Raw genomic sequence first — 17,198 nt, 5'->3', positions numbered from 1 at the left:
GAGTGCCCAGCGGCGCCAATGATAGTCACAATCCACCTTATTCACCCTTCGATTCGTTAAGCCCCATTGTATTCAATGCTACGTTCGCTTGCCTTTTACGAGGCCAGAACATAATCGGTATCAGCAATGTCGATAGCGCGCTTCCTGCAAAAGATAAGGCCGCATAACTGGTATGTGCCAGCATCATACCGGACAGCGCTCCGCCAGAGGCACCCGCAAGCGCGATCAATACATCCACAGAACCTTGCACTTTTGCACGATTCGTCGATCTCGTTGAATCCACGATAAGTGCCGTACCACTGATGAGTCCAAAATTCCATCCGAGCCCCAAAAGCGAAAGGGCAATGATTAACAGTGTCATGGAGTCGGCTGGCGCAAGCGCTGCCGTGATTCCCGCAAGGAGTAACGTTACCCCCGATGCGATGGCCATGGTCGTTCTACCGATTTTATCCACCAAAATGCCTGTAATCAACGAAGGAAAATACATCGATCCAATATGGAAACCAATGACAATCCCTACCTCGCTTAACCCGTGCCCATGATGTTTCATATGTACCGGGGTCATCGTCATAATGGCAACCATAACGATTTGAGTCAGAATCATCACGGAAGCACCAAGAATGATTCCTCTGCGTTCAAGCAGTGTTTCCGTTTGTCCCGCAGATGTTGTATTGTGCACTGTTCGCGTAGCAGCAGCTTTCGCAACTAAAAGTGGATCGGGTCGAAGAAAGACCAGCAGTATGATCCCAGCCAAAAAATAAGCGGCCGTAGCCAGAATAAAGGGTCCCGCAAGCTTAGGTACACCAATCGTAAGCGCAAATTCGCCCATAACGTCGACCAGATTAGGTCCAGCAACCGCACCAAAGGTCGTGAATACCATCGCCATGCTCGCTGCAGTTGCTCTCTGTTTCGGTGATGCCAAATCTGTTCCTGCATAACGCGCCTGCAAATTGGTCGCTGTCCCGGCACCGTATACGAGCAACGAAGGTAAGAGCAGCCAAATGCTGTTCAGGAGTGCCGCGAAAATCACCCCGATTGCGCCTATGCCCCCGATTACAAATCCCAGACCCAGGCCAAGCCTTCTCCCTTTTTTCTGAGAATACCTGCCGACCATGTAGGCTGCCGCAGCCGATCCCAACGTAAACAGTGCCGTGGGTACACCCGCGTAACTGTCCGTACCCAGCATGTCCTGAGCCAGCAAAGCGCCCACCGTGATTCCGGCGGCAAGGCCGGCACCTCCAAAAATTTGCGAGAAAATCACTGTTGCAAGTGTACGCCGATACAGCTCCCGTTGTTTCTCCGGGGACTCCGCATAGCTATTAATCAATTCTTGTTGCCTTGTGACAGAGCTTGCCATTCCCATCTTGTTAACACCTTTCCCTGAATCAGGCTGATTTTTCATATCGGTCAGACCTTGCTGATTGGTTCCAAGTTTATGAAGTGGTTGCTTCCTTACTCACGTAATCATTCCAATCATGAACACTTCGATCAAGATGGAAGGCCTCGTAACCCCGAGCCTTGAGCATTTCAATAGCTTTGATCGCCATAAGGCAATATGGTCCACGACAGTAAGCTACGATGGCGGCATCTTGCGGCAATGAGGATAATTGCTCGGCTAATTCTTCAATGGGGATTGATACCGCCCCCGGAATATGTGCCGCTTCGTATTCATCTATCGGACGCACGTCCAAAAGCACGACTTCTCCTGCATCCATACGCTTTGACAATTCATCCAGTGTGACGGCCTCCACATCCGAAAATTGCCCCATAAATTGCTCTTTAATATGTTGGACTTCGACCAGCTTTTTCTCTGAAAGTCCGTAAAGAGAATGGAGAAAATGTAATACTGCCGGATCGGAAAGCTCGTAAAACACATAATTTCCACGTTTCTTGGATACGACCAATTTAGCTTGATGTAAGGTTTGCAAGTGCTGGGAAGCGTTCGCCACAGAAATCGAAGTCATTTTGGAAATGCTTTCTACCGATTTCGGTCCCTGCGTCAGCACGTCCAAAATTTCCAACCGCTTGGGACTGGATAAACACTTACCAATCCGAGCGAATTCAATAAACAAGCCGTCTCTAAATTCTCTTTCGTCCACTCTCGGCCACCTCTAAATCATTCAATTGATTTATTTAATAGATAAAATCTATTGCATCTCTCATCACATGTCAAGAAAAAAATGAATTGCGCATCTTAAACTTCCATCGGCAACCCCAACACCATCCTGATTCATAAAAACCAAAAAAGCCACCTTTCGGCGGCTTGGCATCTTTTATTCCTTACTTAATTACACATCCACCTTATAATCAAGATCCAATTCGTCTCCGGGTAATCCCCGTATGCCCCAGTTGGATTTCGGCGTCTCGAAGATCGTGATTTCAACATCCTGAACGGCAATAGCCAGCTCTTGCTCGATTCGTTCGAAAAGCGAACGAAACAGCTGTTTCTTCGCCGCTTCCGACCGGCCTTCGAAAATGCTCAATTCAATGATCGTATACGCTTCCGTGCGTCCGGGCGCATAATGAAAATCCTCCCGGTCCATGGGGAAAAACCGATGGAATTTTTTACTTTCAGGCAAATCGAAGCTTGCGACAACGCACTCATGGACGATGTCCGACAACCTCGCTTTCACCGGATTCAGGCGTTCCTTTATCCCGAAAATTTTGACTTGAGCCATGCTCCTCATCTCACCTTTCCCTGCTCTACTCAGCTAATGTATTAAAACCAAATTATAACATCCAGTTCATCATTTTGACATCATGCCTGTTCAACCACAAGCCTCTCCCCGGCTTCTAGTTGCAGCTTATACTCACCCGGCGCCGTTGGTCCCGAAATGCCATCCTTTCGTCCATAGGCATGAATGCCTGGAACCCATGGCGGCAATTGAAGCTTGGCAACCATCGGACGAAGTGCGCTTATTTCTGCGCGGAATGCTCCTGCTGACCGATCCCAGTGGAGAGACAGGCTTCCTTCCGGTATGCGCCAATCGCGGAAAGAACCCTTCACCCATGAGGACGGCAATGCCGGCAGCAGTTTGATCCACTGCGGTGAAACGTAAAGCAGCATTTCCTGTACCGCATTGACCCAGCCCAAATTGGCATCCAACTGCACGGGTGCAGCAGGCATCGTCATACTCACCCCCATTTGGCGCCAGTCATTATGCAGGGTAAAACCGTTATGGAGCACGCAGGAGCGCGCGAGAACGTCCAGACACTCCAGTGCCCGATCACCATCGCCCAGGCGTGCATAGACGGAAGACATATGTGCAAGCGACCAGCCGCTCTGGGCGCCGAGTCGGCGCTGATGCACCGCCGTTTCGAATGCTTTGAAAAGCTCCGGCTGCTGCTCACGGCTCATTTCCTGTCCCGGAAAAACCGGATACAAATGCGCAAGATGACGATGATCCTGCCGATCCTCGAACGCGGGATGCAGCCATTCCTTCACTGCGCCGGCCGGATTGACCATATACGCAGGCAAACGGCCGAGCATGGCTTCCCAGCGCGGGATGTCTTCTTTGTGAATGCCGAGCAAATGGCTGGCCTGAATCGTATGCTGAAGCAATTCCTTCACGATGGCCACATCCATGGTAGCATTCATAGCGGTGGGCATTGGATGTGCAAGCTGCTGCCCGTCTTTGGGCATGAAGTTCTGCGGCGTGTTCTCCGGAGAGACCGATGGATAGATGATATATTTCCCGTCCGGGCCCGGCACCAGAAAGTCCTCATAAAACAGCAAAGCCTCACGCATAAACGGCAAAGCTTCGTCCCGCAGAAAATGCAGGTCGCCGGTATATCTGTAATGTTCGTAATAATGCCTGGCAAGCCAGCCCGCTGCTCCGGTCCAGTTCATGATAACCGGCACGATCTGGTTCGGCACACCGATGCCCGGCGTCGTTCCGGCAGGGATATAGATGCCCCGGCAGCCGTAGAGCTTGCGTGCATTATCCCGGAAATCCTCCATTAAACCGTTATAGTAACGGAACAATGCCCGGTTCAGGCAGGACAACCCGCCCACATTGGAATGCCAATGCATCATTTGCACGTTTTCGTTGGCCATGTGATGGCCCCAGATCAGCCGGTAATCCCCGCCCCACAAACCATAAAGACCAAAAGGCGTTTGCCCGTGCTCATGCGTTCCACTGATGAAAAGGTACCTGCCGAAAGCCCAAAGTTTGCGAACCAGCCCCGCAGGAGCGGTACCTTCGTAGGCTGCCAGAAGCATCTCTTCATTGCAGCGGCCATCATCGCCTTCATCATCCAGATCAAGTCCGACAGAGCGGAATAGCGGTTGATGCAGCGCAACATGCCTGGCGAGCAAAACATCGTAATCGGAGGCGAGCTGCGACAATTCCTCTTTTAAACGAGACCATTGCCGCTGCCTTTCCCCGGTCGCAAACACTTTGACCAAAATCAGCCATGTGCCTGGCATCCGAAAATGGAGATGACCCGCAAGCGCTTGGCCGCTTCCTTCGTTCTGATCAGCTTTGCCTGAACCTTCTGCCTGCTTGTCACTGCCCTTTTGAGCAGTACTGCCTACATCCGTTGAATCCTTCCTTACCGTGTGCCCGCCATCTAAAGGATTCAATACAAGCACCGCGCCAAAATCTTGCCCGTCATCGTTGCGGCCGCCGTAATAAATCGTGTTGTCTTCTACTCGTACAGTGATCGAAGACGCCAAAGCCTTGAATTCGTCATCCTCCCGCACCTTGTCGCCGGGGTGAAACCGCAGCCCGATCATTCCTTCGATCCAACCTTCGAGCGGACCTTCAGGCGGTGCTTCAGCCCGGTTTTCCGTACCCTTTATCGGGTTTGTTCTTTCCAGCTCTCTCCCTTCCACCTTGTAGACGATGCAATCGTCCGCCCGGGAGACGAACAAACACCTGGAGTATTCCCGCTCGCCGTCTTGCCAGCGAACCTGAACCTCACCCGTGTCCATCTCCAGTTCCCGGCGGTAGCTGCGGAAAGCACGGTTGCCAGGCATCGTTACCGTCAGCGCTGCGAGCGGAAACCGCGAAGACAATCGGGAGGCATATCCAAGCGACTGCAGCGTTCGCGTCAAATGCCAGCTCGCCTCCAAATAACGTTCCTCATCCATCAGGCGACGCGTCTCCGGCAGCGTATGACTGACGTCAGGCAGTTCGTGCTTTTGGCCCCAATGCCATAGATCGGCATGCTGCAATAACACAATTTCCTCCTGAACTCCTCCCTGAACGGAAGCGCCAAGTCTGCCGTTGCCCGAAGGAAGCGCTTCACGCCACATGCCTTGCCACCACGATGCAGGATATTTCAACAGCAGTCTGTTTTGGTCCGGTCTGGCGGCATTCGAATCTCCTGCCAAGCTGCTCATGGTTCTCCTGCCCCGAGCTTCTCCATTTCAATGCTTGCCAGCAGGAACGGAGCAACGCCCATCTGCGCATCACTCACGATCTCTTCGCTAATGTAATAAGCGTATGAGCCGTCCCTGTATTTCTTGCCGCCAAGGCCTGCGCCGTGGCAAATATGGTGCAGGTGTATCCCCTTTTCATCCTCGGTAACCAGCCTGTTCAAAATTCCATCATACGCACGTTCAATGACGCTGCGATCCAACTCGGCCAAATACCGAAGCCGCAGTCCCTTCGCCAGCGCATAAGTCAGCATGCAGGAAGCGGAAGCTTCCAGGTAATTGCCTTCCCTGCCGTTCTGGTCCATGACCTGATACCATAGCCCGCTGTCATGGTCCTGCGCGTGGGCAATCGCATAAGCCATCCGCTCGAAAATGCCCATGATCTGCCCGCGCTGCGAGTGATCGATCGGAAAATGCTCCAACGCATCGACCACAGCCATCGCATACCAGCCCATCGCCCGGCCCCAGACATGAAAAGATTGGCCGGTTTCCTTGTCGCACCAACGCTGCTCCCTGCTCTCGTCCCAGGCATGATGCAACAGCCCCGTCTTGGAATTGCGCGTTCTCCGCTCGATCAGCAATATTTGACGTGCCGCTTCATCGAAGCTCTCAGGATGATCAAACGTACTGGCATATTCGGCCAAAAACGGAGAGGACATGTACACGCCGTCCAGCCACATTTGATACGGATAAATCTTCTTATGCCAGAACCCGCCCTCGCTCGTGCGCGGCTGTCCTTTCAACTGCGCGACCAGCCGCAATATCGCCAGGCGGTATTTCTCGTCGCCCGTTTTTCTCCACTGGGAAAAGAGGTTTTTCCCTTCATTGATCATGTCCAGGTTATAGTCTTCCAGACAGTAGGTCCGGATCGTTCCGTCGTCGCCAATCAAGCCGTCCATGTGGCGGTGGACCATTTCCGCATATTTCGCTTCTTTATTCCAGGCTGCCGCACGCTCTAGGGCCATCAGCGTCATTCCGGCAACGTAGCCCCATTTTCCCGCAAGCTTCGGGTGGTTCCCGTCCGTGCACTCGGACAGCAGCGTATCCGCGATTTTGGCGGACATTCTGCTTTGCCGCTGTATTGCGTTTGCCGACATTTCGCCCATATCGCTCTCCCCCTGTCGTGTTCTTCAACGATTGTCCGGCATGTGCCAGGTGTTGTTATGAATAAAGATGAAACTGGTCATCAAAGCAACGGTTTAAGCCCTTCCCACTTCACGCTCCAGCTCCCGTCTTGCGGAAACCCCGGATTCTCCCGTTCAGCGGCTCCCGTCCATCCTGCGGCCATCATCGCCACCGCCGTCAGCAATCCGCCATTTCCGGGCAGGTATGCCCATAGTCCGGGTCTTTGATAGTTGTGTCCATTTGGCAAATACGTGTTCTTCGTCGCCTCCATCAGCAGGAAATCGACGGCGAGCTCAGGTTCGTTCAGCCTGGCCGCCGTCATGGCGCACATCGGGAAATCCCACCCCCAGGCAGACTCCCAGTCCCAGCATTGCTTTACCTTGAGCAGCGTTTCTTTCATGATGCCTTTGTCGACCAAGGAGCCAGGCAGCAGGCCGAGCGCTCCGAGCATCGATGGATGATCCTGATTTTTGGCGGTAAAGGTGTTCGGGCAGTGTTCATGCGCTAGGTACACGCCTTCCTCGTGCCGCGGTTTCGCCATTTGAGAGGCCACATCGATCCATTCCGGCGGAGCTGTTATGCCCAGCCGTTCTGCCCATCGCACCGCAATGTCCAGCCCGTATTTCCAGTATTCCAGCTCATACGGCGGATTCAGGCTTTCGGCCATGGCATGGTTTTCCTGTGCCGGAATGAGCGGCGGACCCAGAACATACGCCTTCTTTTCGTCATCCCAATGAGCATAGGAAACCATAAAATCAGCCGCCTCGAACACGATGTCTTTGTATCGTTCCAGCAACGATACCTCCGGGCGTGCCGCATAACACATTTCGGCCAGTGCTATCGGATGCGGCTGCTGCCAGATCAAACCCGGTGCGACGGGCGACGGCGATTGCTGCCCATCGTACGCGACCATCTTGGGCCAGCGGGCACCCGCATAGCCCTGGGAACGAGCCAATTTGCGAGCCTCCGGCAGGATGGCCACATACCAATCCATGCTTCTCAGCAGCAGATCGGCACGCCCCCACAGCGGAAAATGCGCCGCATGCCACCAATGCATCTCCAGATGCATTTTGCCGAACCAGCTGTTGTACATGTACCCCGTTTCCTGCGGCGGCATGCTTCCTGCGCTGTGTACGGCAGAGAGGAACTGGGATAACACGATCCGCCGTTCCAGTTCGGCAGCGCGCGGGTCCGTGCTGCCGGACAAATCGACGGCGGCCCCGCCATTCCAAAATCGCTGCCAGTGATCCGAGCTTGCTTGCATAATGGCATGCGCCGGCTGCGGCTCCGGATTACGGGGAGCAAACGCGATGCTGCATTCCCAGCTTTCCGAGTCGGAATCCATGCGCGGCATTAGCGTAAATTCGTGAGTTCCCGTTTGCGTCAGCCGCCCTTCGTCCCACATCCATTTCACGGCATATTCGTCTTCATCCAGCAAACGTTTCCATGCAGCGGAACCATCCCTTGTTTCGATCAGCGCCGTGCTGTGCCTGTCATCCCGGTTCCATTCCGGAAAAACAGACTTCGACCAGCTGCGGTGAGTCATGTCCGGTGAAGGGAACGCAACGAACAGCTGCAGGCGATTTTCGCGAATCAAAGCGGAGTGCACGCGAATGCCGATGCAATCCCGCTGCGGATCACAGGTCGTTTCCACCCTGACTTCCGTACCTTGCACCGCGAAGATGCTGTGAAGCACGCCTGTCCAGAGATGCATCTCCTGACGGATCGGAACAACGTCGCTCAACTCCGCCTCTTGTCCGTCTTGCCGTAACAGCCGAAACGAGATGCGTCCAAGCTGGAGACGATGCGGATTTTGGCGCAGCCAATGATAGGCCTCGTCTTTGCCTTCCGGTTTCATCGGATATAATACTTGCCGGCCATAGGTATCGAAAGGCTGGAAGACGATATGCTCGTCACCGAATACATGGCGGCCTCCGGTTGAATGCCAACCCCAAGCGGATTGGGTTCCCAAAGGAATTTCGTAGGCTTCCGGAAAGGTCTGGAGCCCTGTGAAATCGGCGCTGAATCCAAATTCCCCGTTGCCCACTGATAAAGGGGATAGAGGTTCGATCCGCGTCAGCACCGGATGGTTTCTAGTGACGATCGATTGGCGATCCATCATATGTCCGCTCCTCCTTTTCAACTCCGTTCAAAACAGAGAAATACACAGCAAAATCTTCAAGGTTCCAACAGGGAATCCCTTCGGGTGCGCATCATCTCCCTGTATTTTCCCGGGGTAATGTCCTTCGTTTTGCGATATACGCGAATAAAGCTGTTCTCGTGCTGGTACCCCACCATGGAAGCGATTTCCGAAATTTTATAATCGGTGTCCACCAGCAGCCTGCATGCACGCTCCATCCGCAATTTGGTGAAATATCCATGGATGGTTTCGTTCATTTCCTGTTTGAAAAGCTGGCTGGCCAGGCTGGTACCGATCCCGGCGTGCTCGGCAATGTCCTGAATGCCTATGGGCTCCTCCAGATGATCGTTCATGAACGCAATCATCTGCTGGCACAGAACGAAATCCTTGCTGAGCAGCATGCCGCCAAACCACGCGCACATCGCCTCGACCTGCTCTTTAAGCAGCGCCCGGACATCCTCCAGATGCATCGTGCGCAAGCTGGACAATTCGAGATCGCGGCATTCCGCGGCACGACTTAAACGAAGGGTTTCCAAGGTTTCAGCCACGGATCGCAAACAGGCCATGGCTCTCGAAGGGTGCGTATTCTCCTGCTGCAGGCGAGAGAGCATTTTATCCAACACATGGAGCGCCGCCTCCGCCTGACCGGCTTCGATACTCTCCGTCAAAGGAGCCATCGTCTCCTGATCTTCACTAACACCATCGTCCAATGGCGCAGCTGCCACCTCACGAAACGGAATCGCTTGTTCATACCCCCGATAAAGTCTATAGTCCAAGGCGAGCTCGGCTTCCTGCATCGCTTTTTGCAAGTGCATATATCCGTCGTGATTCGCGCTGACCCCTGCCGACACCTGGAATTTGAGCAGCCTGCGAATCATCGGGAGCGTCTCTCCGATGGCAGTCACTGCGTCGCCGTCACTGAAACGACCAAGGGGCTGAAGCATCACCATCATGCGATCTCTCCCAAGATCGGCGGTCAGCACGCGCCATTGCCCGGACAGCAGCTCGGCTGCGATATTGGCGATGGCGAACTTCAACAGGGAATGATCCGGTTTGTTGAATCGTTTACACCACGCCTCATAGTCGTCGATCGACAACATTGCGATGATGAGCGGCGCTGGATCCCATTCCCTGAAATATCGCTCCCACTTCTCGCTGAGTTCCCGGGTCCCGGACATATGGCCGGCATGGATGTCCATCAAAAATTTGCTCGAAGCCTCCGGCAGCGTTTGCCGCAAATTCATCGCCTGCTGGGCATGGTCCGTGAGCAGCTGGCTCGTGATTTTCTCCAGATCGATCGTGCCCGTATCCATCCGTACCCTGTCATAACCGCTGAGCAGTTGTCGCATCCGCTTCACCGGCCTGAAGGCGGATGCATTGTAGAAGGCAATGGCCGCCGCTCCGGCCGCAAGCGCAAGCAGCGATACGACAAAAACGGTATTGCGGATCTTCTGCGCGCTCGCGAGCAGGCTGTCTTGCGAAATGACGGACAAGTAGCGCCATCCGGTATACGGGGACACGATTTGCGAAGCAAGCAAGGTTTTGCCTTCGTGCTCGAATTCCCCGATCTTCTCCCCATCCAGCTGTGCGAGAACCTGATCCACCACTTCTGCCCCAACGCGATAATTTCCCAGCTCGTATAACGGTTGATGATCTACATCCAGAATGAAACGGCGGCTGTCAAGGCGGGAGACCGACGATTGCAGCATATGCCTGAACATCTGCTCCGATTTGAAATTCACGGCGATGATGCCCTTGAACTGGCCCGATATCATGATTTTGCGATAAAGCGTGATTTGCCTGGCGGGTGGGCCCGAGGCCGACGGGATTTCCCGCTGTTTGACCAGCATGGGCCGGTCCTTAAAATCATCGGCAACGTCTACCCAATCGGAATCGGGAAAGTTGGCTTTGCTTGAACTGAATCCTTGGGGAAAAGCAACCATGCTTCCACGTTCCACGTCATAAATGTAAGCGCTTTTAATGAAAGACGTGCTGCTGATCAGCGTTTCCATAAACTTCAGCAGCTCCGTGATGTTTTGGTACGAAGCCTGGACGTCGCTCGTCAGAAATTGATACACGTTCCCGTTCAGGGCGATTTTGACCGCGATTTGGTCGCTTTCCCGCATCATCTCGTCAATGTCGTTCATGCCGATGCGCAGCATCTGATGTTGGGGTTCGCTAAGCTCCTGCTGCAGCACGGATTTGGAGGAATAATACGTCGTCATGCCAACGGCGATGATGATGGCGAACACCGCAATCGTCAAAATCAGCAGCAGCCGGGTTTGGGTATTGGTCAAATTAAATTTCAACCATTTCAAAAACGAAAGGGGCATGGCCGTCTCCCACCTTATTTGCGTGATAACGCCATTATACAGCGGTGATGTGACCAAGACGACCCGGCCCTACCTCCTAATTTTCCTCCCCCGTCCCGTCATCATTTCCCGCGTTTCTACGAAATTTCGCCTTTTTTGCCATCGAACTGCTCGCAAGCCATGGGGAGGTTAGCGAATGCATGTTTTTAATTTTTAACCTTCTCATACCATTCCTGCACTCGCTGGGTCACGGCTTCACCGCCGGCAGCATACCATTTGTCCACATAGTCGTCATAAGCCTCGATCGGGAGCTCACCAATGACGATTTTGGTCAAAACCTCCTGGAACAACTTATGGGACTGGATATCCGGAAATCCTTCATATACCGAGGCCGGGAGTCCGTCACCGGCAATTTGGCGCGCATCGGCGGTGCTGACGACGAACATGTCTTTGACCATCTGCTGCTGGTCTTCCGGATACGTTTCTTCGATCCGTTTGTCCATGTCCTCTGCCGTCGTCAAATTTTTCATGCCCAGGGCAAGCGGTTTGTTGTCTGCGGGCGGAAGGATCACTTTGCGTCCGTTGACGACTTCATGCTGTTCGCCCTCGAGGCCGAAGCGCCCAAATTCATCGTTTTCAGCATTGTAGAAAAAATCCAGCAGTTTCAGGGCATTGGGGGCATTGTCCTTGTTTACGGTCGGAATCATCCACTCCGGCTCACCCATGCTCTTCTGTGTAACAAATGCTTCGAACCCCTCTGCTTTCGGCAGCGGCATCGCTGCAATGTAAGCATCCGGCGCCTGCGTCAGCATGGCATTGTACCGATCGCGCACGTTCGCAGGCAGATGATACCAGCTGCCCACTTGATTGTTGTTGATTTTGGCCTGCCATACTTCCCCTTTGTTGAGGAACGTTTCGTTGTCCAGCAATTTTTCTTCGTATAACTTCCGGATGAACTTGATGGCCTCGCGCATGTTGTCCGTTACGCCTGCGTACTGGATTTTGCCGTCATATTCGTCCCATTCAGGATATCCTTCCCACATGGCTACCCCGTACATCGCAAACAATTGGTCCATCCATCGGCCGAACTCCCTGCCGCTGGTAGGCAGCTCATCCGCTTTGCCGTTGCCGTTCGGGTCTTTGTCCCGGAAAGCTCGCAGTACCTCCACATATTCATCGGTCGTTTTAGGCATCTCCAATCCAAGTTTATCCAGCCAATCCTTGCGAATGAGTGGCGCACGCTCGGGAACCAGAAATACTTTAGGCACATAGTAGATTTTGCCGTCAGGCGAAGCGGAGCGCACGATATCCCACGCTTCCTGGGGAATGCTCTCCCAGACATGGGGTGCGTACTCGGGCAGCAGTTCATCCAATGGCAGCGCACCGCCCTGCTGAATCAGCGTTTGCTCCACGCCTCCGATCGGGCGCAAAATATCCGGCAGCTCATTCGAAGCGATCAACAAATTCAAGTATTCGGACGGCTCCGATCCGGGAGGTGTCGTGATCAGTTCATATTGGACGCCGGTTTTCTCCTCGACATACTTCACATGCGGATTATCCGCAGCAGGCAATGTGCCTACGCCCATGTGGCTTTTGAATACTTTGACTTTGGCAGCACCGGAGCTTCCTCCTTCATTCTCGCCGTCCTGCGATCCGGCATTCGGGCTGCCGCTTCCACAACCTGCGATCAGCAGCAGCGCCAGACTAAGAAATGCCGGTACGATTTTACGTGTCCATTCTTGTCTCATGAAATTGTCCCCCTCAATCCTCGTTTATTCTTTGAGCGACCCCAAGAGCGATCCTTTCACGAAATATTTCTGCAAATAAGGATACACCAAAATGATGGGAACGCTTGCAAAAAGAATCGTTGCTGCCTTCAACGTCGTCGTATTGAAGTTGTAATCACCGAGAAACATGTTCACCTGAGCCAATTCCTCCGGGCTGGTCAAATACGCACGCAGCTTCATTTGCAAGGGCCATAACCCTGGATCGCGGATAAAAAGCACCGCCCGCTGGAACGTATTCCAGTACCCCACCGCATAGAACAAGCTGACCGTGGCCAGTACCGGTTTGGAGAGCGGCAGGTAGATCTGGAACAAAATGCGGAAATCATGACATCCGTCGATTCGGGCGGAATCGTCCAGCTCCTTGGGCAAATTCATGAAAAACGTACGCAAAATGACCATGTTGAACGTACCGATCACCCCAGGAATGATCAAGGACCACAGTGAATTCATCATGCCAAGCTCCCTGACCGTCAGAAAAAACGGGATCATCGGAGCATTAAAAATCATCGTAATCACGATGCCAAGCATCACTTGTTTCCGGAACAGAAATTCCTTGCGGGACAGCGGGAAGGCGGTGAATACCGAAAAAAGCATGCTGAGCGCCGTACCTGCTACCGTAATGAAAACAGTTACGCCAAACGACTGCCATAATCCTGTGCTTTTCAAAATATGTTTCCAGGAATCCAGCGTAAATTCGACCGGCCACAGGAAGACGGCTTGGGAATCGGCTGCAACCGGCGAACTGAGCGAAACGGCCAACAGTTGAAGCAAAGGCAAAATCATCGTCAGGGCGGCTGCCGTAAGAAAGACGTAGTTGAAGACCTGAAAGCTTTTTTCTCCGAACGTCTGCTTCATCACCACAATCCCTCCCCGGATTTTTTGGCCAGCCGATTGAAAATCCATAGCAGGATGAAACCGATCACCGACTGAAACAGGCCGATGGCCGTCGTTACGCTATATTGCCCTTGCAGCACCCCTGAACGGTATACATACGTTTCAATGATATCCCCTACGGAGTACGTCATCGGCGTCAACAGGTTGTAGATCTGGTCGAAGCCAAGCTCCAGGAAGTTGCCGATGTTTAACAGGAACAGGATCAGAATGGTCGGAAACAGCGCGGGCAGCGTAATATACATCGTCTGTTTCCACCGGTTCGCCCCGTCCATCACGGCCGCTTCATATTGGTTCGGATCAATGCCGCTGATGGCAGCAAGGTAAATGATCGTGCCCCAACCGACTTCTTTCCATATGGACGACAACACCACGATGGAGCGGAAATACTTTTCCTGCTGCATATACAGAATCGCTTCAAAGCCAAACCATCCTCTCACCATGTTGACGAAACCGCCGGAGGACAGCACTTCAAACACGATCCCGCCGACGACGACCCAGGATAAGAAATGCGGCAAATAAAACAAGCTTTGCAAAAATCGTTTGGCGAGCATTTTTCTCACTTCATTGAACAGGAGTGCCAGCAGAATCGGAGCAGGAAAGCCGATCACCAGCTTGTAAAAAGCAATCAATGCCGTATTGCGGAGAACGTGATAGAAATCCTGATACGTAAAAATGAACTTGAAATTATCCAGTCCCACCCACGGGCTGTTCCAGATCCCCCTCATGATTTGATAATTCTGAAAAGCGATGACGCTTCCCCCCAGCGGGATGTATTTAAAAATGATGTAAAACAAAATGCCGGGAAGGATCATGACATAGAGCATCCAGTGTTTTCTAATGTTCCTCAAGTAACCTTCACGGATGCTTGGGTTAATGCTGACTCCGGGGTGCGGCGTCGATGCTTCCGATCGGTCAGCCATACCTGTCTTTGCCCCCTTTTGCAATGGATGATGGGATTGATGAGCTGGTTCTGTGGTTCACATGTTAAGGGTCCGATACCTGCGCATCAATCGTGCAATCCTCCGCCGCATGAACCAATTCACCTGGGCACCCTGTTCTGGAAGATCGGTTCATTCGGTGGAATATCGGTTGGTCATGACGCCGAGCAGGCAGACATGTAAAAAAGACATGCAAAAACACGGCTGCTTCAAGCAGCCGTGTTGGACATGGGGATTTGCGAGAGCTTTTTAACTTTAGGTGCGTAGAGTTTCAACTATTCGTTCAAAGCGGTTTTGATCAAACCGTTCACCCGCGAGTTGAACAGCAGTCCGACATGGGACACGAGGGAAACCGGAATGTTCGTAGCACCTTCCAGCCGGGAAAGCACAGGCGACACGATCGTGTCGTTCAAGGAATAGATCGAGGTCACCGAAATGCCTTGCGGCGCGGTATTGGTCGTAAGGCGATTCGCTCCGCCAAGGGTTACAAGCTTGTCGACCTTGGACGCTCCGCCGCGGTTCAATATGTAATACAGACTGTTCGCTCCGCCCATACTGTGAGCCACAATGTTCACTTTCGAATGGCCGGTTTGGCGCAGCACGTCATCAACGAATTGGCTGATCGCTGCCGAATTCAACAGTTGGTTGCCCTGTTTGCTCGGCAGATCAATGGCGAACAATTCGTCTTTCGCCCAGCCTTGGCTGCGCAAATAACTTTCAATGAACGTAAAATTGCTATCCGAACCTGTTAGACCGTGGACAAAAACAACGGGCGTTCGTGCCGTTGCCGCCGCTGCCCTTTCGGTCTGGCCCAGCCCGGTGAAAGCCAAGACCAACATCATGCTCATAAAAACAAGCATAAATTTACTTTTTTTCACTTATAACACTCTCCTCCTTTATTTTTACATTTATATACTATAAGTAAATATTTGGAATTCAAATAGTTCAAACGCCTTATTTTTCAACAAGCCATCCTTCGTCTACGATCTAACTTTTTAGCTTTGCGAAACCGACCCGCTACATCGAATCAGGCACCGACTTCACAGCGGACTCCGCATGTTCGGAAGCCGCACCCGACAACTTTTTGTACTTTTCCCCCCAGATTTTCATTTCCGTAATGATCGGCACTAACGTACGACCGAATTCCGAAAGCGAATATTCCACTTTGGGAGGAACTTGCTGATACACTTCGCGATGCACGACGCCATCTTCCTCGAGCTCCCGAAGCTGAAGGGTCAACATTCTTTGGGTAATGGCAGGACAAATCCTCCGGAATTCATTAAATCGTTTGGGTCCTTCGATCATATGGTACAAAAGCACCCCTTTCCACTTTCCGCCGATGACGTCCAACGTATATTCCACCGGGCAGCCTTCTTCATTCGGGCAATAGCCGTATCCGGATTTGCGGTCACGCATTTTGCAGCCTCCTCTTTTATTGGTATACAAATGTATACTACATAACATTAATGTGCGTACTATTCATGGTAGTTGATATGCGTTATATTTACAACCATAAATCAATAATACATGCATATCCGAGGAGGAAACCATAATGTCAACCAAACAAATGAAAGCCGTTGGACTGTTGAACTATTTGCCTATCGAACACCCTGAAAGCCTGCTGGACGTGGTGATCGATGCACCTGTGCCTACAGGGAGGGATTTGCTGATCCGAGTCAAAGCCATCTCCGTCAATCCCGTCGACGTTAAAGTGCGGGCACCCAAAAATCGGACCGAAAGCACGCCAAGAGTTCTCGGCTGGGACGTTGCAGGCGTGGTCGAGCAAGCCGGACCGGAATCTTCGCTGTTCAAACCCGGCGATGAAGTCTATTACGCAGGCAGCATTGCCCGCCCTGGAGGGAATAGCGAGCTCCATCTCGTCGACGAGAGAATCGTCGGCAGCAAACCGGCAACGTTGGATTTTGCGCATGCAGCCGCTCTGCCGTTAACTGCCATTACCGCATGGGAAGGACTATTCGACCGCTTGGGCATAACCGCAGACAAAGAGCGCAACGAAGGCAAAACGATTCTAATCATCGGCGCGGCGGGCGGCGTCGGTTCCATCGCAACGCAGCTGGCCAAATACGCCGGATTGACCGTGATCGGTACGGCTTCCCGCCCCGAATCGTCCGACTGGGCCAGATCGATGGGAGCCGACCATATCATCAACCATTACGAACCATTCGTTCCCCAGCTTCAAGCGATGGGCTTCGAACACGTTGACTACATTTTTTGTCTGAACAGCACGGAGAAGCATTGGGCCAAAATGGCCGAGGCTATTGCCCCGCAAGGGAAGATCTGCTCCATTGTGGAGACGGATGAGCTGCTCGACCTGACCTTGCTCAAAAACAAAAGCGCAACGTTTGCCTGGGAGCTGATGTTCACCAGACCGATGTTCCAGACGGCGGATATGATAGAACAGCACAACCTGTTAAACGAAGTTTCCCGCATGGTCGACGAGGGCCGTTTGCGGACTACGGTGGCAAAAATCTACTCCCCGATCAACGCAGCCAATCTGCGAAAAGCCCATGCCATATTGGAAGAAGGCCGTATGACAGGCAAAATCGTGATTGAACGCTTCGAGTAACACTCCCTTCGTTCCTGTCCTTGTCTCTGGAG

13 protein-coding genes are annotated in these 17,198 nt (G+C 52.6%); 1 reads left to right on the top strand and 12 read right to left on the bottom strand.

From position 1 onward, the window contains the following. Positions 1–37 precede the first annotated feature (37 nt). The 12 genes from MKY59_RS13925 to MKY59_RS13870 all read right to left on the bottom strand — a co-directional run bounded on the left by MKY59_RS13925 (position 38) and on the right by MKY59_RS13870 (position 15,995). Positions 38–1,363: an MFS transporter gene (locus tag MKY59_RS13925; protein ID WP_339278062.1), complete on the bottom strand. Its 1,326-nt coding sequence runs from the start codon at positions 1,361–1,363 to the stop codon at positions 38–40. Between the two features lie 70 nt (positions 1,364–1,433). After that, positions 1,434–2,099, bottom strand: coding sequence for a metalloregulator ArsR/SmtB family transcription factor (locus tag MKY59_RS13920; protein WP_236413824.1), 666 nt, complete (start codon positions 2,097–2,099; stop codon positions 1,434–1,436). A gap of 189 nt (positions 2,100–2,288) precedes the next feature. Next, positions 2,289–2,678 (bottom strand): tautomerase family protein, encoded by a 390-nt coding sequence (locus MKY59_RS13915; protein ID WP_236413823.1) that lies wholly within the window; start codon positions 2,676–2,678, stop codon positions 2,289–2,291. 80 nt (positions 2,679–2,758) lie between these two features. Next, the gene (locus MKY59_RS13910; RefSeq protein WP_339278061.1) at positions 2,759–5,347 is read right to left on the bottom strand and encodes a glycoside hydrolase N-terminal domain-containing protein; all 2,589 of its coding nucleotides are present in this window, start codon (positions 5,345–5,347) and stop codon (positions 2,759–2,761) included. Further along, a complete protein-coding gene (locus tag MKY59_RS13905) occupies positions 5,344–6,489 on the bottom strand; it encodes a glycoside hydrolase family 88 protein (protein WP_339278060.1) in 1,146 nt (381 codons plus the stop codon). Before MKY59_RS13905 ends, MKY59_RS13910 begins: the two co-directional genes overlap by 4 nt. Before the next feature lie 80 nt (positions 6,490–6,569). Beyond that, a complete protein-coding gene (locus tag MKY59_RS13900) occupies positions 6,570–8,627 on the bottom strand; it encodes a glycoside hydrolase family 65 (protein ID WP_339278389.1) in 2,058 nt (685 codons plus the stop codon). 59 nt (positions 8,628–8,686) lie between these two features. Then, positions 8,687–10,981 carry an AraC family transcriptional regulator gene (locus tag MKY59_RS13895; protein ID WP_339278059.1) on the bottom strand — a complete coding sequence of 765 codons (2,295 nt, stop codon included), beginning with the start codon at positions 10,979–10,981 and terminating at the stop codon, positions 8,687–8,689. 185 nt (positions 10,982–11,166) lie between these two features. Further along, complete coding sequence (locus MKY59_RS13890; protein WP_339278058.1) at positions 11,167–12,708, bottom strand: extracellular solute-binding protein; 1,542 nt, start codon at positions 12,706–12,708, stop codon at positions 11,167–11,169. Between the two features lie 24 nt (positions 12,709–12,732). Continuing rightward, the gene (locus tag MKY59_RS13885) at positions 12,733–13,602 is read right to left on the bottom strand and encodes a carbohydrate ABC transporter permease (RefSeq protein ID WP_339278057.1); all 870 of its coding nucleotides are present in this window, start codon (positions 13,600–13,602) and stop codon (positions 12,733–12,735) included. Next, positions 13,602–14,465, bottom strand: coding sequence for an ABC transporter permease subunit (locus tag MKY59_RS13880; RefSeq protein ID WP_236414334.1), 864 nt, complete (start codon positions 14,463–14,465; stop codon positions 13,602–13,604). Before MKY59_RS13880 ends, MKY59_RS13885 begins: the two co-directional genes overlap by 1 nt. Before the next feature lie 389 nt (positions 14,466–14,854). Then, positions 14,855–15,427, bottom strand: coding sequence for an alpha/beta fold hydrolase (locus tag MKY59_RS13875; RefSeq protein ID WP_236414332.1), 573 nt, complete (start codon positions 15,425–15,427; stop codon positions 14,855–14,857). 169 nt (positions 15,428–15,596) lie between these two features. Next, positions 15,597–15,995, bottom strand: coding sequence for a helix-turn-helix domain-containing protein (locus MKY59_RS13870; RefSeq protein ID WP_339278056.1), 399 nt, complete (start codon positions 15,993–15,995; stop codon positions 15,597–15,599). A 136-nt stretch (positions 15,996–16,131) separates the two neighbouring features. On the opposite strand from MKY59_RS13870, the gene MKY59_RS13865 reads away from it, so the two are divergent. Beyond that, complete coding sequence (locus tag MKY59_RS13865; RefSeq protein WP_339278055.1) at positions 16,132–17,166, top strand: zinc-binding alcohol dehydrogenase family protein; 1,035 nt, start codon at positions 16,132–16,134, stop codon at positions 17,164–17,166. Positions 17,167–17,198 lie beyond the last annotated feature (32 nt).

It is taken from the genome of Paenibacillus sp. FSL W8-0426 (assembly GCF_037969725.1).
Taxonomy (GTDB): Bacteria; Bacillota; Bacilli; order Paenibacillales; family Paenibacillaceae; genus Paenibacillus; species Paenibacillus hubeiensis.
Note: the sequence above shows the minus strand (reverse complement) of the source record. Positions and strands in the feature narration are given on the sequence as shown.

What these genes read in the sequence shown, in the direction of transcription:
- MKY59_RS13865 (WP_339278055.1), top strand. Translation starts at nt 16,132, where the DNA reads ATGTCAACCAAACAAATGAAAGCCGTTGGACTGTTGAACTATTTGCCT.
- MKY59_RS13915 (WP_236413823.1), bottom strand. Translation starts at nt 2,678, where the DNA reads ATGGCTCAAGTCAAAATTTTCGGGATAAAGGAACGCCTGAATCCGGTG.
- MKY59_RS13925 (WP_339278062.1), bottom strand. Translation starts at nt 1,363, where the DNA reads ATGGGAATGGCAAGCTCTGTCACAAGGCAACAAGAATTGATTAATAGC.
- MKY59_RS13905 (WP_339278060.1), bottom strand. Translation starts at nt 6,489, where the DNA reads ATGGGCGAAATGTCGGCAAACGCAATACAGCGGCAAAGCAGAATGTCC.
- MKY59_RS13880 (WP_236414334.1), bottom strand. Translation starts at nt 14,465, where the DNA reads ATGCTCTATGTCATGATCCTTCCCGGCATTTTGTTTTACATCATTTTT.
- MKY59_RS13885 (WP_339278057.1), bottom strand. Translation starts at nt 13,602, where the DNA reads ATGAAGCAGACGTTCGGAGAAAAAAGCTTTCAGGTCTTCAACTACGTC.
- MKY59_RS13895 (WP_339278059.1), bottom strand. Translation starts at nt 10,981, where the DNA reads ATGCCCCTTTCGTTTTTGAAATGGTTGAAATTTAATTTGACCAATACC.
- MKY59_RS13870 (WP_339278056.1), bottom strand. Translation starts at nt 15,995, where the DNA reads ATGCGTGACCGCAAATCCGGATACGGCTATTGCCCGAATGAAGAAGGC.
- MKY59_RS13910 (WP_339278061.1), bottom strand. Translation starts at nt 5,347, where the DNA reads ATGAGCAGCTTGGCAGGAGATTCGAATGCCGCCAGACCGGACCAAAAC.
- MKY59_RS13890 (WP_339278058.1), bottom strand. Translation starts at nt 12,708, where the DNA reads ATGAGACAAGAATGGACACGTAAAATCGTACCGGCATTTCTTAGTCTG.
- MKY59_RS13875 (WP_236414332.1), bottom strand. Translation starts at nt 15,427, where the DNA reads ATGAGCATGATGTTGGTCTTGGCTTTCACCGGGCTGGGCCAGACCGAA.
- MKY59_RS13900 (WP_339278389.1), bottom strand. Translation starts at nt 8,627, where the DNA reads ATGGATCGCCAATCGATCGTCACTAGAAACCATCCGGTGCTGACGCGG.